This window comes from Massilia sp. MP_M2 (assembly GCF_039123635.1).
In the GTDB taxonomy this organism is placed as follows: domain Bacteria; phylum Pseudomonadota; class Gammaproteobacteria; order Burkholderiales; family Burkholderiaceae_D; genus Telluria.
This window is the reverse complement of record NZ_JBCHJF010000012.1, coordinates 14253-28816: the sequence shown is the minus strand read 5'-3', so window position 1 is coordinate 28816 and position 14564 is coordinate 14253. Positions and strand designations below refer to the sequence as shown.

13 protein-coding genes are annotated in these 14564 nt (G+C 62.1%); 5 read left to right on the top strand and 8 right to left on the bottom strand.

Annotated elements, in window-relative coordinates; all coding sequences use genetic code 11:
- Window positions 1-118 precede the first annotated feature (118 nt).
- The 5 genes from RCH14_RS21220 to RCH14_RS21200 all read left to right on the top strand — a co-directional run bounded on the left by RCH14_RS21220 (window position 119) and on the right by RCH14_RS21200 (window position 5549).
- On the top strand, window positions 119-1306 hold the full coding sequence (locus RCH14_RS21220; protein ID WP_343028084.1) for a glycosyltransferase family 2 protein: 1188 nt from the start codon (window positions 119-121) through the stop codon (window positions 1304-1306).
- On the top strand, window positions 1293-2480 hold the full coding sequence (locus RCH14_RS21215) for a WecB/TagA/CpsF family glycosyltransferase (RefSeq protein WP_343028083.1): 1188 nt from the start codon (window positions 1293-1295) through the stop codon (window positions 2478-2480). The genes RCH14_RS21220 and RCH14_RS21215 overlap by 14 nt, the downstream gene beginning before the upstream one ends.
- Before the next feature lie 57 nt (window positions 2481-2537).
- Window positions 2538-3569 carry a glycosyltransferase family 4 protein gene (locus RCH14_RS21210; RefSeq protein WP_343028082.1) on the top strand — a complete coding sequence of 344 codons (1032 nt, stop codon included), beginning with the start codon at window positions 2538-2540 and terminating at the stop codon, window positions 3567-3569.
- A 103-nt stretch (window positions 3570-3672) separates the two neighbouring features.
- Window positions 3673-4596, top strand: coding sequence for a beta-1,6-N-acetylglucosaminyltransferase (locus RCH14_RS21205; RefSeq protein ID WP_343028081.1), 924 nt, complete (start codon window positions 3673-3675; stop codon window positions 4594-4596).
- 53 nt (window positions 4597-4649) lie between these two features.
- Window positions 4650-5549: a glycosyltransferase gene (locus RCH14_RS21200; RefSeq protein ID WP_343028080.1), complete on the top strand. Its 900-nt coding sequence runs from the start codon at window positions 4650-4652 to the stop codon at window positions 5547-5549.
- An 18-nt stretch (window positions 5550-5567) separates the two neighbouring features.
- On the opposite strand, the gene RCH14_RS21195 is transcribed toward RCH14_RS21200, so the two are convergent.
- The 8 genes from RCH14_RS21195 to epsG form a co-directional block, all read right to left on the bottom strand.
- Window positions 5568-6428, bottom strand: a complete 861-nt coding sequence (locus RCH14_RS21195; RefSeq protein WP_343028079.1) for a glycosyltransferase — start codon at window positions 6426-6428, stop codon at window positions 5568-5570.
- 61 nt (window positions 6429-6489) lie between these two features.
- Window positions 6490-7914 carry an MOP flippase family protein gene (locus RCH14_RS21190; protein ID WP_343028078.1) on the bottom strand — a complete coding sequence of 475 codons (1425 nt, stop codon included), beginning with the start codon at window positions 7912-7914 and terminating at the stop codon, window positions 6490-6492.
- 8 nt (window positions 7915-7922) lie between these two features.
- Window positions 7923-8789, bottom strand: a complete 867-nt coding sequence (locus RCH14_RS21185; protein ID WP_343028077.1) for a hypothetical protein — start codon at window positions 8787-8789, stop codon at window positions 7923-7925.
- A 52-nt stretch (window positions 8790-8841) separates the two neighbouring features.
- Window positions 8842-10047, bottom strand: coding sequence for a glycosyltransferase family 4 protein (locus tag RCH14_RS21180; RefSeq protein ID WP_343028076.1), 1206 nt, complete (start codon window positions 10045-10047; stop codon window positions 8842-8844).
- Window positions 10044-11486, bottom strand: coding sequence for an O-antigen ligase family protein (locus RCH14_RS21175; protein ID WP_343028075.1), 1443 nt, complete (start codon window positions 11484-11486; stop codon window positions 10044-10046). The genes RCH14_RS21180 and RCH14_RS21175 overlap by 4 nt, the downstream gene beginning before the upstream one ends.
- Window positions 11487-11519: 33 nt before the next feature.
- The gene (locus RCH14_RS21170) at window positions 11520-12593 is read right to left on the bottom strand and encodes a glycosyltransferase family A protein (protein WP_343028074.1); all 1074 of its coding nucleotides are present in this window, start codon (window positions 12591-12593) and stop codon (window positions 11520-11522) included.
- Complete coding sequence (locus tag RCH14_RS21165; protein ID WP_343028073.1) at window positions 12580-13536, bottom strand: beta-1,6-N-acetylglucosaminyltransferase; 957 nt, start codon at window positions 13534-13536, stop codon at window positions 12580-12582. Before RCH14_RS21165 ends, RCH14_RS21170 begins: the two co-directional genes overlap by 14 nt.
- Window positions 13537-13637: 101 nt before the next feature.
- The gene (gene epsG / locus RCH14_RS21160; protein ID WP_343028072.1) at window positions 13638-14543 is read right to left on the bottom strand and encodes a chain length determinant protein tyrosine kinase EpsG; all 906 of its coding nucleotides are present in this window, start codon (window positions 14541-14543) and stop codon (window positions 13638-13640) included.
- Window positions 14544-14564 lie beyond the last annotated feature (21 nt).

Sequence of the window (14564 nt, the reverse complement as noted above, 5' to 3'; positions counted from 1 at the left end):
TGGCACACAGCGCATTCAGCCTCACGGCTGCCGGTGTTGCCACCCGGTGGCGTTCGACGTAGCAAGCCGCCGTGTCCAGCCTCGCATACCCCTGCTATCCAATTTAGGAAAACTTCTCTTGATCCATGCGTTTTCGATCGCCCTGCTCGTGTTGCTGTGTATCATATTGGTGCCAGTCACGGTCCTGCTGGCCCAGTCACTGCTGGCGTGGCGTCCCGTGCGCAGTGCAGCATCGGTGCCTGGGCCGCGCCCGAGCATTGCCGTGCTGATTCCTGCCCACAATGAAGAAGTGGGCTTGCTGGCCACGCTGGCGAGCCTGCAGCCGCAGCTCAGCGCCAGCGACCGCATCCTGGTCGTTGCCGACAATTGCTCCGATCGAACCGCCGCGGTAGCCCGCCAGGCCGGCGCCAACGTCATCGAGCGCAGCCACGCGCAACTGCGCGGCAAAGGCTACGCCCTGGACTTTGGCGTCAAGGCACTGGCCGACGCGCCACCAGACGTGGTCGTGATTGTCGATGCCGACTGCATCGTTGGCGAAGGCGCCATTGCGCGCCTGGCGATGCTGGCGGCCCAACATCACCGCCCGGTGCAGGCGCTGTACCTGATGCACACGCCAGCCGGTAGCGGCCCGCTGAAAAAGATTGCCGAATTCGCCTGGATCGTGAAGAACAAGGTGCGACCGCTGGGCTGGTTCCGGCTGGGCTGGCCATGCCAGCTCATGGGCACCGGCATGGCGTTTCCGTGGCAAACGATTCGCTCCGCCCACCTGGCGACCGGCCACATCGTCGAAGACATGAAGCTCGGACTCGACCTGGCGCTGGCTGGCAGCGCGCCAATGTTCTGTCCGCACGCTCTCGTATACAGTTACTTCCCGACCAGCGCCGAAGGCGTGCAAAGCCAGCGCACGCGCTGGGAGCATGGCCATCTGAGCGTCATTGCCAGCGCCGCCCCGGCTGCGCTTCTCGGTGCGCTGCGCCGTCGCAGCGCCAGCCTGTTCGCGTTTGGCCTGGACCTGTGCGTGCCGCCGCTCGCGCTGCTGGTGCTGCTGGCATGCGCGCTGACGGGGCTGAGCTTGCTGCTTGCGCTGGCCGGCGGCCCGATTGCGCCGCTGCTGTTGGGCCTCTTGGCAGGCGGGGCGCTCGGCGTGGCGATCCTGCTGGCCTGGTGGCGCTTTGGCCGCGCAGTGCTGAGCGGTAAAGAACTGGCACTCGCTGCTGTGTATGTCCTGGCGAAAATACCGTTGTATGTCCGCTTCCTGTTCCGTCGTCAAGTTTCCTGGGTGAGGTCAAAACGTGACAGTGAATAATCCCGCGCCGACCCGGCCCGACCGTAGGCACGTCATCACCGACTTCACGCGCCCCGTCTATTGCGTGCTGGGCTTGCCGTTCGACGCGCTCGACATGCAGCAAACCGTCGACTTGCTATTGGCCCGCGCCGGCAATGCCGAGCGCTGCTTTTTCTCGACGCCCAACCTGAACTTCCTGATTACCAGCCAACAGGACCCGGTATTTCGCGACTCGGTGCTGCGCTCGTCGCTGTCGCTGGCCGATGGCATGCCCGTCGTGTGGCTCGCAAGATTGCTGGGTTTGCCATTCACGGCCCGGGTCGCGGGGGCAACCGTGTTCGAGCGCCTGCGCGACCAGCGCACCATGCCGGTCAGCGTGTTTTTCTTCGGTGGGCCCGATGGCGTGGCGCAGCAAGCCGCCGACGTGCTCAATGCCGGCGAGGGCCGCATGCGCTGCGTGGGCGCGTATTCGCCAGGCTTCGGGACACTGGAAGAGATGAGCACGCCAGCCATCATCGAGCGCATCAACGCAAGCCACGCCGACCTGCTCGTGGTGTCGCTTGGCGCCAAGCGTGGTCAGGCGTGGATCGAACACAATCTGCGCGCGCTGGACACGCCGCTGGTCAGCCATCTGGGCGCGGTCGTCAACTTCGTCGCAGGCACGGTCAGCCGCGCGCCGGCTCTTGTGGGCCGACTCGGCCTGGAATGGCTGTGGCGCATCAAGGAAGAACCGGCGCTGTGGCGGCGCTACTGGGGCGACGGCGTGGCGCTGGTGCGACTGCTCACCACCCGGGCGCTGCCTGCCGCACTGGACGCCCGACGCCTGCGCGCGGCGGGTGCTGTGCCAGTACTGCATGAAAGCGACGATGGCGGGCGTTACACAGTGACCCTCGGCGGCGCCTGGCGACTTGCAGCGCTTGGCGAACTGCGCCTGGCGCTCGCACGCGCCACGGCGCGGCCACGCCGGATACACGTCGCGCTGCGGGACGATTGCAGTCTCGACAGTGCCGCGCTTGGTCTGTTGCTGCTGCTGTATGGCCACCAGAGCAAAACAGGGAATGCCCTGAGCGTGGACGCGGCAAGCGCGTCACTGCGCCGCACGATGCGTTTGCAGAATGTCGAATTCCTGCTTCAGGGGCTGCCCGGGAACACCGGGACTGCAGCGACCGGCGCGGATTTTGCAGCGCAACGATAGCAAGCCTGCGCCAGGTGCCGGCAACCCTTGTTTTTCACACTGATTGGATCGTGCAGCATGGATTGGCTCGTATTGTCGCCGTTCGTTAAGACTACTTACCCCGGCTGGTTGATGCCCTTCATCGATCCGGCCAAACACCGTACCCGGCAGGTGCCGGCCGACTACGATCACGACCGCTCGCGCGCGGTGTCCTCGGGACGCCAGTGGCTCGATTACCTGCGCCACGGCTGGCGCGGTTTCAGGCAGACGTTCAACACGAAACCGACCGGCATCGTCACGGCGTTCCCGCAGCTGGCGGTGATCGTCGCACTGCTCAAGACGCTCAGCGGCCGCAAGAACGTGCCGTTGATCGCCTGGTGCTTCAACCTGGCACAACCCTACGGCGGCATCAAGGGCAAGCTGGCGCGCTTTTGCCTGCCCGCAGTGGACCTGTTCGTCGTCCATTCGCGCGCCGAGATCGACATTTACAGCACCTGGCTGCGGCTGCCGCGCGAACGCTTCGTCTTCGTGCCCCTCAGCGCTGAACTACGGGATACCGACACCTGGCTTGATCAGGGCGATGACCCCTACATCGTTGCCCTGGGCACGGCCAACCGCGACTATGCATTGCTCGCCGAAGCTGCCGGTCAGCTGGGCTATAAAACCATCATCGTGGCCGGCACGCACGCCACCGCCCACATCCAGCCGCCGCCCTGTGTGAGCTTGCGTTCCAACCTGACACTGGCAGAGTGCCACCAGCTGGCGCTGCACTCGCGCATCAACGTCATTCCGATCGCCGACGTGAACGCGCCCTCCGGCCAGGTCACGGTGATCGAATCGATGATGCGCGGCGTGCCGATGGTCGCCACTGCCTGCGCCGGCACCAGCGATTATATCGTCGATGGCGTCGATGGCATTCTGGTCGCCCCGAACGACGTCGCTGCGATGGTGACGGCGCTGCGCACAGTCTGGGAAGATGCCGCCCTGCGCGCTGCACTGTCGCGCAACGCGCGCCAGGCGTCGCTCGACAAATTCACCTTCCCGGCTGCTGCGGCGCGCCTGACGGCGCTGATGACGCAACTGGCCGATCGACGGGCACGCCCCTATTGACCGATTGTCCCCGCTGACACCCAGGCCCGGCGCACATTGGCTGCCGGCGCCTGCCGTCGGTGGCCCGGACCGACACTTCACCGCGCTTTAACCGGAGACCTTATTGATCGCTTATTTACTGCTGGCGCACGGCAACCCCGCCCATCTGCAACGCTTGATTGCACGCCTGCGCTCAGATGGAACGGCATTCTTCATCCACGTTGACCAGAAAGCCAACGCGCGCGCGTTCGCCCATCTGGCTCTTGACGACGTGACGCTGATGCCTGAACCGGTTGCCGTGCACTGGGGCGACTACTCCCAGGTGGAAGCGATTCTGCTGTTGATGAAAACGGCACTGGCAGCGGGCCCCTTCACACGCTTCGTCCTGCTCAGCGGCGTGGATTATCCGTTGAAGCCGACCGCCGCCATCAACGCTTTCTTTGCCGCGCAGCCCGACGCCGAATACATCAACCTCGTGCCAATGCCCTGCGCCGCGGCCGGCAAACCGCTGGCGCGCTTGACGTCGTACACGCTGCGCCCGACATTGTCTGCCCTGCACCGCCTGACACTGCGTGTGCTGCTCAAAGCCCGCATCATCCCGCGCCAGCGCGATCACGCGCGTGCACTGGGTGCATTAACCCCGTATGGCGGCTCCACCTGGTGGGCACTGACGCGGGGCGCGTGCGACTACCTCGTCGATTACGTGGCGCGCAACCCGGGACTGGTGCGGTTTTTCAAAGGGACCCAATACGCCGACGAGACGTTCTTGCAGACGATCCTGGGAAACTCGCCATTCATGGCGAACGTCAGGCGCAACCTGACGTATACCGACTGGAGCGGCGGCGGTGCCAGCCCGGCCAATATGTCGGCAAAACACGTGGATTATTTTCGGGCCAATACGCAATTTGGCGCCGGCGACATCTACGGCAGCGGTCCGATGATCTTCGCGCGCAAATTCGGTGACAGCGACGCTGCGCTGTTACAGGCCATGGACACTCACCTGTCACACGCTGCGTACGACCGACCGATTGAACCAGTGAACCAGTGAACCAGTGAACCATTGAGCCACATGACAACTGCAGCGCAGAGCGTGAAACCGGTATGGGAGAAGATTTGTTGAATACGAAGTCCTCGATAGAAAACCGCAGTGAAAAATACCCGGTCCCCGTCTTCGCCATGGGTGACCATATTCCGAAGCTGATACATCAATGCTTTTTCGGTGCGCGTACATTTACCGAAGAGCTGGCCAACAATGTTGAGCGCATCAAGGCGCTCAATCCAGGCTGGACGCACATCCGGTACGCCGAGCCCATGATGAAGAAATTTATCCTGGAAAATTACGGCGCTACGATCCTGCGGTATTACGAGCGGATCAATCCAAACTACGGCGCGGCGCGCGCCGACCTTTTTCGCTATCTGCTGCTGTATAAAGTCGGCGGCGCCTATCTCGACATCAAGAGCACGATGACGCGCCCATTCGACGATTTCATCGCGCCGTCGGATCGGTATCTGTTGGGGCAATGGGACGACCCGGACAATCTGGACCGTCTAGGCTGGGGCATGCACAAGGAAATCGCGCATGTCGCCAAGGGCGAGTATCAGCAATGGCACATTATCTGCGCGCCGGGCCACCCGTTCCTGCGCGCCGTGATCCTGTCAGTGCTGGCCAATATCGATCGCTATCTGCCATGGCGAAACGACACGGGTGCCCATGGCACGTTCAGGCTGACCGGGCCGGTTGCCTACACACTGGCCATTCATCGGTTGACCACGACGCAGCCCTATCGACTCATCGATAGCCGCGACAGTGGCCTGGTGTATTCGATCCTGGACCAGCGCAGCCACGCCAAGCTGTTTACGTCCCATTATTACCGGCTGACCGAATCAATCGTCAAGCTCAGTCCATTCTGGACCGTCGTCGGCCGGCTGCGCCATTTCAGGGAGCAATCGAAGGCGCGGATCAAGCGCCAGGTGAAGATACTGATCGGTCGCCAGGCTTAGGGTAGCAGTGGAACCGCGCTAGCGGATAGAGCTGGCCAGCGACATCCTGAACTTGCCAGCGCGGATCTTCTGCAGCGCGAATCTGGCATGTTTTGAACGCAGCATGACGCTCATATCCCTGAGCGTCAGCCGGATCTGATCGTAGCCCGCCAGTGAATAGAGCAAGCCAGCGAGATCGTCACGCTGGCAATGCTTTTGATAAAACAGGTGCGCAGCCCGGATGATTTTTTCCGACGACTTCTTGGTGATCCGCTCGAACTCGTGCGAAATATCCATGATGTAGGTGTTGGCCTGAATGCTGTACGCCGGGCCACCGGTCTTGATCAAGCGAACCCACATATCCCAATCCTGCCACGCCGGCATGGCGGGATCGAAGCCGCCCGCATCCTTCATGCGCTGCGGCGTCGTGAATACCTGATTGCCGACGGCGTTCGATTGCACGATCTGTTCGGCGGATACCGACACTTCGGTGTCCCACAATGCAACGTTGTCGCCGGCATTGACGATGCGCCGGTCGAACAGGCACGAGAAACTCACACCCTTCTCCTGCTGGCTTCGCCACTCTGCCAGAAAGGTGGCCAGTCGGTGCGGCAGAAAAATATCATCGTCATCCAGGCCGGTGATGAATTCTCCGTGGGCCACTTGAATGGCCTGATTGCGCGCCGCACAGGCGCCGACCGATGTCTCATTGTGAATCAGTGCGATCGAGATGTTTTCGTCCAGGCCATTCACATAGTCGCAGGTGCCATCGTCGGAACCGTCGGACACGATAATGAGTTCGATCGGCCGATGGGTCTGCGACAACACGGAATTAACGGCGCGCTTCAACAGATCAAGGCGGTTCTTGGTGGGGATATAAACGGTAATCAGGTTTTCCATAGGAACGTCGTCGATCTCGATAAAGTGTAACAGCGCGGGACTGGCAGCATGTCGGGCACAATCACCCGGTTTTCATGCCAATCATTTGTTTGCAGCTCTGCACCACTGCTTTCGAAAACATCATGGTCAATGCCCCGTAGATCACGGCGCCGGTCAGCGTGACCATGATCAGGATCGTCTGCGGCGCATACCCGCCGCGCGACAGCACGTTGAACAATGGATAAATCACCGCGACCATCACCCCGGAGAACATCACGGGTTGCCAGATCACGCGCAGCAACGCTCCCAGGCTCGTATGCAATTCCCGCGTCGCGTAATAGAAATGGGGTAGCCCATTGAGAATATTGGCAATCAGATAGCAGGCAGCAACGCCCTCGATACCCCAGTTCACGCCGATGAAAAAGCTGCCGACCTGCAGGACCGAGCCCAGCAAACCCAGCCGCATCATCAGATCGGTGCGTCCCGTCGACATGAAGACGGAGCCGGTCGTGGAAATGAGCGATTGCAGAAAGCCGACCGGGGCCAGCCAGGCCAGAACGATGGGAACCTGCGCCCACTGCTTGCCCAGTGCGATGGCGACGAACGGCTCACGCAATACCCAGAGACCCGCCATCATGGGCGCGGTCAACGTGGCAATCATGGCCAGCGCGCGAAAATACAGCTGCGCCATCTTGTCCCGTTCGGCCTGCTGCCGGCTCATGACCGGAAACAGTGCCCGGCCGGCGACGTAGCTCATGCTTTGCAACGGGAACATCATGACTTTGTAGGCCTGGCCGTAAATACCCAACTGCACCGAGCCCAGTACGCGGCCGATCACCATGCTGTCCGCATTGCGCGCGAAAAAGTTGATGAAGTTAAAACCGGTCAGATTGCCGCTGAATCCCCACAAGGATCGCAGTTCGGAGGCGCTCCAGACCTTCTTCGGCCGCCATGGACTTGCCAGCCACAATTGCGTGGACGAGCACAACGCCGATACCACTGAATTCCACACCAGGCTGTACACGCCGTAGCCGAGAAGCGCAAGCGTGATCGCGACCGTCAGTCCGATGACCGACGACACGATCTCGATGCGCGCCAGCGTCTTGAAACCGGACCGGCGCTCCACCAGCGCTTGATGGACGGCACTCGCGCTGGTGATCGGAAACACGATCGACAACAGGCACAGTACCGGCGCCAGCCGGTCGATACGAAAGTACGCGGCCAGAAATGGCGATGCAAGTACGAGGGCGAGTGTCAGGAACAAGCCCATCGCCATGTTCAGCCAGAACACCGTGCTCGTTGTCTGGTCGGTCAGGTTTTCCTTTTGCACCACGGCGGCGCCAGTGCCCATGTCGCGCAGCAGAAACGCGAAATTGGTGGCGACGGTTGCCATGGCGAGCAAGCCGTATTCGGAAGGCGGCAGTAACCTCGACAGGATGGTCAGGGAAATGAGCTGCAAGATGATTCTTGAAGCCTGCGACAGCGTCAGCCATCGCGCATTGGACATTGCAGACATCAGGTGGTGGTTCTTTCTGCGGTAAAGCCGTAGGCGCCGATCATGGCCCGGATCTGGTTATCGTTCATCATTGCGCCCAGGTTGTCTTTCCACAGTGCGACCTCCTGTGTCCCTTCCCAGCAATGTATGTCTTGTTGATTGGGCACGCGCTTGAAGGTGGCGCCATTCGCCCCCGCCATCCACCAGAACCAGATATCGTCACCGCGCGGGCAATACGCCGTGAACGCCTCGACATTGAGTACTTCAGGTCCGAAGACATTTGGCGGGTACAGCACGCCGCCGATCCCGGTCGGGAAATTCAATTGGCTGGCTTCACGATTGGCGGTCTCGAACTCCCATTCGTTGTACGCAACGGGCAGCCCATCGGGGTTGAGTTTGATGCGATGCATGCGGTGCGCGATGACCTCGAGCTTGCCCGGAACGCGCGCCTGCACCAATTGCTCCAGCCAGTCGGGCCAATAATGGACGTCGTCGTCGGCAATGACGATCGGCGCGTTGCAGCCCTGCTGCAATAGCGGGATCATTTTCTTGTACGACTTCAGGTCGTCACAGGGGATGATTTCCAGCCCGGCCGCGCGCAGCCTGGTCACTGCCGGCGGCAGCGCTGCCATATCGGCGCGCGCTATCCACAGAATGATCCGATCGGCCACATGCGATTGCGACAGCAACGATTTCAGTGTCAGGTGCAAGGTGCCGAAACGTGGCGGGTAGGACGTCAGCGACACGATCACGCCGGCGCCGGAACGTTTGGCGCGACCATAGCGCCGGCCTCGGGCCAACCAGTCCAGTTCGATCTTGGCGTGCAGCGCCAGCATCTTCAAGCGCCAGCGCAGCTTGATGTAAATATCTCTTGTCCAGCTCATCATGAATCGTGTTCTCGGAGTGCCTTAAAATTGCGGTCTTGAGCGCGCGGGGCCGTCAAGCCATGGACTGGCGCATCAGTTGCGCCAGTTTCGCCGCTTCGGTGTCGACGGCGTGGCGCGCCAGCACGCGCTGGTGACCGGCCTCCCCCATCGCCTCGAGCTGTGCTGGCGCCGCCGTCAGGCAAGCCTCCAGTGCTGCAGCCAGCGCGTCCACGTCGCCCGCCGGGAACAGCCAGCCCGTCTCGCCCTGGCGCACCAGTTCGGGAATGCCGGCGATATAGGTGGTCAGCACCGGGCGGCGCAATGCCATCGCTTCCATGACCACGACGGGCAAGCCTTCGGCAAAGCTTGGCAAGACCATGGCGCGCGCCGCCAGCATTTCTTCGCGCACCTGGTCGCCGTTGATCCACCCGGTAATGCTGATGTAGCTGCCCAGATTGTTCGCGGCAATCAACGCCTCGAGCTCGGGGCGCATTTCACCGTCACCGGCCAGCACCAGATGGATCGGGATCCCTTTGGCGACCACGGCCTGGACCGCGCGCACCAGCAGCATCTGGCCCTTCTGTTCACACAAACGGCCCACGCACACCAGGCGCGGCGCAGCCGGGCTCGGCCGCGGCGGCACGGCATGAAAGCCCGGATCGATCCCGCAATGAACCACCTGCACCTTGGCCCAGTCCGCGTAAGCGGCCCAGCGGAACAATTGGCTGCGGCCGAACGAGCTGACGGCGACCACGAAGGCCGAACGGCGAATCTTTTCGCCCAGCCACAATAGTTCAGGCTTGTCGAATTCTTCAGGCCCATGCACCGTGAAGCTGTAGGCCGGGCCACCAAGCACCCTCGCGAGCATCGCTACTTCGGTGGAATTGGTGCCAAAGTGCGCATGCAGGTGACGCGCGCCATGCGCTGCCATCCACGGCACGATCCTGCAGGCTTCTGCCAGGTAGATCAGGTGCAGCGGCAGCGGGCGGTCTGCGCGCAGGCCGATCTTGCAGGCCAGGCCCAGCGCCCTGGCAAACCGGCCAGGGCGCTTGACGGCCATGCGCAGCACGTCCATGGCCATTGCCAGCGCGCCGTCCTGCAGCACATAGCGCGTCAGGGCGCGCTCACGCACGTCGTCCTCGTCGCGCAGCTCGTCTTTCCAGCCGCGCACGGCCAGGCGCTGCACCTTGTAACCCTGGCGCTCCAGCGCCAGGATTTCGCGTCGGATGAAACTGTGACTGATTTTGGGGTACTGGTTCACCAGGTAGGCGATGTTCATACTTTTCCTTCATGATTGCCGGGTAGGCTCGACCTGCCTGCCCTGTGGCGTGCTGCGCCGGCTCTGGCCGTGCTTGCCCTGGCAGTCGCGTGCAGGTTCACCAGCGCGCACGCGCCGCCGACGACAAACCACAGGTACCAATTGAACACCAGGTAACGGAACATATTGTCCGAGAACGACACGATCAGGTACTGGACCACGATGGCCAGCATCAGGAACCCGGACACCGGATCGATGCGGGCCAGTGCGCGCAGCGTGCCCAGGACACGGGCGTACAGCCACAGGTAGCACAGCACGCCAACGATGCCCATCTCGAACAGGAACTGCACATACACGTTGTGGGCGTCCCACCGGATCGTGCGGTCGCCCGGGAAGAAGGTGCCGACGTGGTAGCCGAAGCCGTCGAGCCCATAGCCCAGGAGCAGGCGCTGCGTTTCCATCCAGCCGATCGCCGATTCCCACAGCAGCACGCGCCAGGCGAACGAGTTGAGCTGCGCATTGCGCATGACTTCATTACCCTGCCCCAGGTCCATCAGGCGTTCGTTTACCGATGGGACGAACAGCAGCAGCGGCAGCAACAGCAGGTACAGCAGGTAGCTGCGCTTGAACACCAGCGCGTACAGCACGAACACGAGGAAACAGGCGAGCCAGGCGCTGCGGGTCTGCGTCAACAGCAGCTGGACCAGCAGCACAGGCATATAGACGCAGACCGCGATGCGGCCACGCGGGGTGATGTTGTACAGCGAACTCTTGAGCATGTACAGGCACAGCACCAGCACCAGTGTCAGGTAGAACGCCAGCACGTTGGGATGCGAGAACGTCGACTGCAGGCGAAAGCCGCCGTCACGCATGTGCAGCGCGACATCGACGAGCGCATACAGCGTGGGCAGCAGCGACGAATACAGCACCAGGCGGATCGCCTTGTTGAAGTCGTCGTTCGTGCGCACCATGTAGATCGCGATGATGAAGATCGCGAAATTCGACAGCATGCCCAGATACATCTTCAGCGCATTGGTCTTTTCATACGACAGCACCAGACCCACGCTCATCATCACGAGAAACGGCAACCAGTAGCGGGCCAGTTTGCCCGGAAAATCGCGCGGCTTTTCCATCACCATCATGCAGGCGATGATGATCACGAACAGGTTGATCAGCCCGCCAATGCCCATGCGAACGTTGCCGATCCCGAACTGCGTCGATTCCAGCACCATGTCGCCGACGGACCGAAACAGCAGGATCAGCAGCACCAGCTTTTTATAGTCGTAGATCAACAGCACGCCCAGCAGCAGCAAGGCAGGCAAGGCCGCAAGGCGGCCAAACGCATACCCCATGCTGTCGCCAAACGCGGGAATCACGGCCCCGACGGCCAGGCTGAGAACGACCAGGGCCAGTGTGGTCCAGGTCGAGACCCCGAATGGCTGCCGCAGCCAGTCAAGCATTTGCGCTGATCTGTTCAACATGCCTTGCTACCACTAGACCAGTTCAGGCGCGACGCGGATGCGGCGCTTGCCCGGATACTGGCGCACGAGCCAGCCACGCACTGCGTGCCACTCACCGGTTTCCGTGATATCGCCGGAACGGAAGCGGTTGTAGCGCCACAGCAGCGAAGCCCAGTTACGGGTCGAAATCGCCTTGCGATAGCGCAGTTCGCGTTCGATCTCGGGCGACGCGCCGAACACCTTGCGCACGCTGTGCGCCATGTTCTCGAATTCGGCGTCGAAGTTGCGCTTGCCACCGACGTCCATCAGGATGCCGCCGTGATTACAGAACGGCGCCGGATCGAACCATGGCAGGTTGTGCATCGTGCAGAACGAGCGCGTCAGCGAGCGCGAAATCGCCAGCGAGACTTCCATCTGTTCCGTAAAACTGGTGATGCTGACGTTTTTGCCATGCCAGCGGTACTTGAGCAGTTTCTGTGGCAGATTGGTCACCTTCCCCAGGATGGCCAGTTGGCCGAACAGGAAGTAGTCTTCCGCCAGCGACGGCACATCGATGCGCTCGTTCTCGGGCAGGATTTTCAGAATATCGACGCCGTAGCGCACACCCATCTTCTGGACCGGGTCAAACCGCAGTGTCGAGGCTGGATGCGACACCGGATTACGGAACAGACTGGCGGCACCGATGCGGGCGGTGCCTACCGGCAGAAGAAGATCCTCGAGCTTGTTACCGGCGGCGTCAATGACGTCGGCCTGGCCGCTGACGACGATGCATTCGGGCTGCGCCTCGAACGCGGCCAGCGTCAGCGCCATGCGGTCCGGCAAGCAAATGTCATCGGCGTCGTGCCGCATGATGAACTCGCAGTCGGCGATGTCGATGCCACAATTTAACAGGCCAGACAAGCCTTTCGCCTGCGGGAACGAATGCACCTCGATGCGCGAATCGCGCGCACGATAGGCCTGGGCCATTTCAACGCTGCCATCGGTCGAACCGTGATCGAGCACCAGAAGGCGCCAGTCGGTATAGGTCTGCGCGATGACACTGTCGATCGCTTCCGCCAGGTAGTCCTTGCCGTTTTTTACCGGCAGTAAAATATCAATTCGTGCCATTCTTTACCTTAGTGAGAGCTGATTCTTGTTCGCCACGCATGGCGGGCTGACGCCCTGCCGCCATGGCGTCGATCGCATCGAGCAGGGGCGCAGATGCCTGGGAAAACTTGCGCGCAAACAGCACCTGGCGCCGCTCGCCGGGACTGTTCTTATACTGCGACGCGTAGACGACCGGTCCCTCGAACTGCGACAGATAACTGGCGTCGAGCATGTCGGGCCCGGTTTTGCCGGGCGTCCAGCGGGTGAATGTGAGGCTGTGGCTGATGCGTGGCCGGAACCGCGAATTCCACAGGATGTACTGAAAATAGAATTCATCGGGACAATCGACCAACTTGCAGTACCGGTACACTTGCGGCGCGCTTGCCGTCACATCCAGCACATGCCGCACGGCGGCGTCGCTCAGGCACCACCACTGCGACCCGGTCACCAGGTCGCCTGTCAACACCTTGCGGTAGTCGCGTAGCGGCAGTACGCGATTGAGAAAATGCTGCAGCGGCCAGCGATAGCGCCCCAGTGGTTTGCTCTTGCGGATCGACACGCGTGCGATACGCTCCAGCGTTTTGCCGTACGTCGTATCGGGCAGCGCAAACGTCTCGATGAACTCGGTGTCGCCATGCGCAGCGAAAAACGCCTCGATATACGCGGGCGTGTGCAGCGGATAGCAGGCGCCGCTCAGCAAGACGTAACGGTCAAAGCGCCCCGCCTCGGCCGTCGCGCTCTGCATGAGTTCGAGCGTCGCCTTCACCAGCGAAATATCGCCCCAGGCGCCATTCACACGACGCTTGCAGAACGTAACGGCCGGCACCAGTCCGGCAAACGCGTTCAGATCGGCTTTCGCATCGATGTGCACGAAGAATGCAGCGCCAGGCGCGGTCAAATGCTCCACCAGGCGCTGCAAATGCGCCGGCTGGTCGTGCGCGAGGATCAGATACGCAATTCGCACGCTCAACCCTGCACCATGCCCATCAACGCGCAGCGTGGCACAGGATGCGTCGGCGCCAGATGGCGCTGGCGGTGGATAAAAAGGCGGCTCGTCATCATCGATCAGTACTCGTTGAGCACGGTTCCCACCAGATGCACCTGCGCATCGGTCAACAGGTCCACCAGGTCGCGCATTTTCTTGTAGTGACTATGATTTTTGTGCGCCACGATCACGGCGGCGCCGGCGCGGCTGGCAACCACCTGGGCGTCGGCATACTCGGCACCGGCCGGGGTATCGATCAGGATCACGTCGTAATTGGCGCCCAGTTCGCGCAGCAGGCGGCCAAATGCCGGTGAGCCAAGCAGCTCGGACGGGTTTGGCGGCAGCGCGCCGGCAGTCAGGACCGACAAATCGACCAGCGCCGGAACGCGCTGGATCGCCTCGTGCCCGCTACGCCCGGCCAGCACGCCCGACAGGCCGGCGCGGTTTTCCAGACCAAACAGCGCGTGTTGCCGTGGCGCGCGCAGGTCGGCATCGATCAGCAAGGTGCGCTGATGCTGATGCGAAAACACGACGGCCAGATTGGCGGCCAGGAAGCTGCGGCCATCGCCCGATTGGGCGCTGGTGATCGCCAGTGCGCGGCGCTCGTCGCCCGTCTCGAACCAGCGCCACAGCAAAGCGTTGCGCAGCGCGCGCAGCGATTCGACGCGCGCGGTAAACGGCTCGTAAGCGGCAACCACCTCGTCGCTGATGGCACTCTGACCGGCCAGCAGATACGGATAATCGTACTGGCGCGACAGAGCCAGTTCGATGTCGGCGGCGGTCAACAGGCCCATCTCGACAGCGGCATCGCCAAAGCGCAGATTGCGTTCGATCGAGGCACGCATCACCTTGTCGGCGTCGGCCACCGACAGGCGCCCGTTGCGGATCAGGATGGCGCCAATCGAATCGTGCGACTGGTGGCTGGCGGCGCGCTCGCCACGTGCGGAATGGCCCGTCATTGCGACGGCGGGGGTAGTGGAATTCATCGTGGACGCTCCATGCTGGTC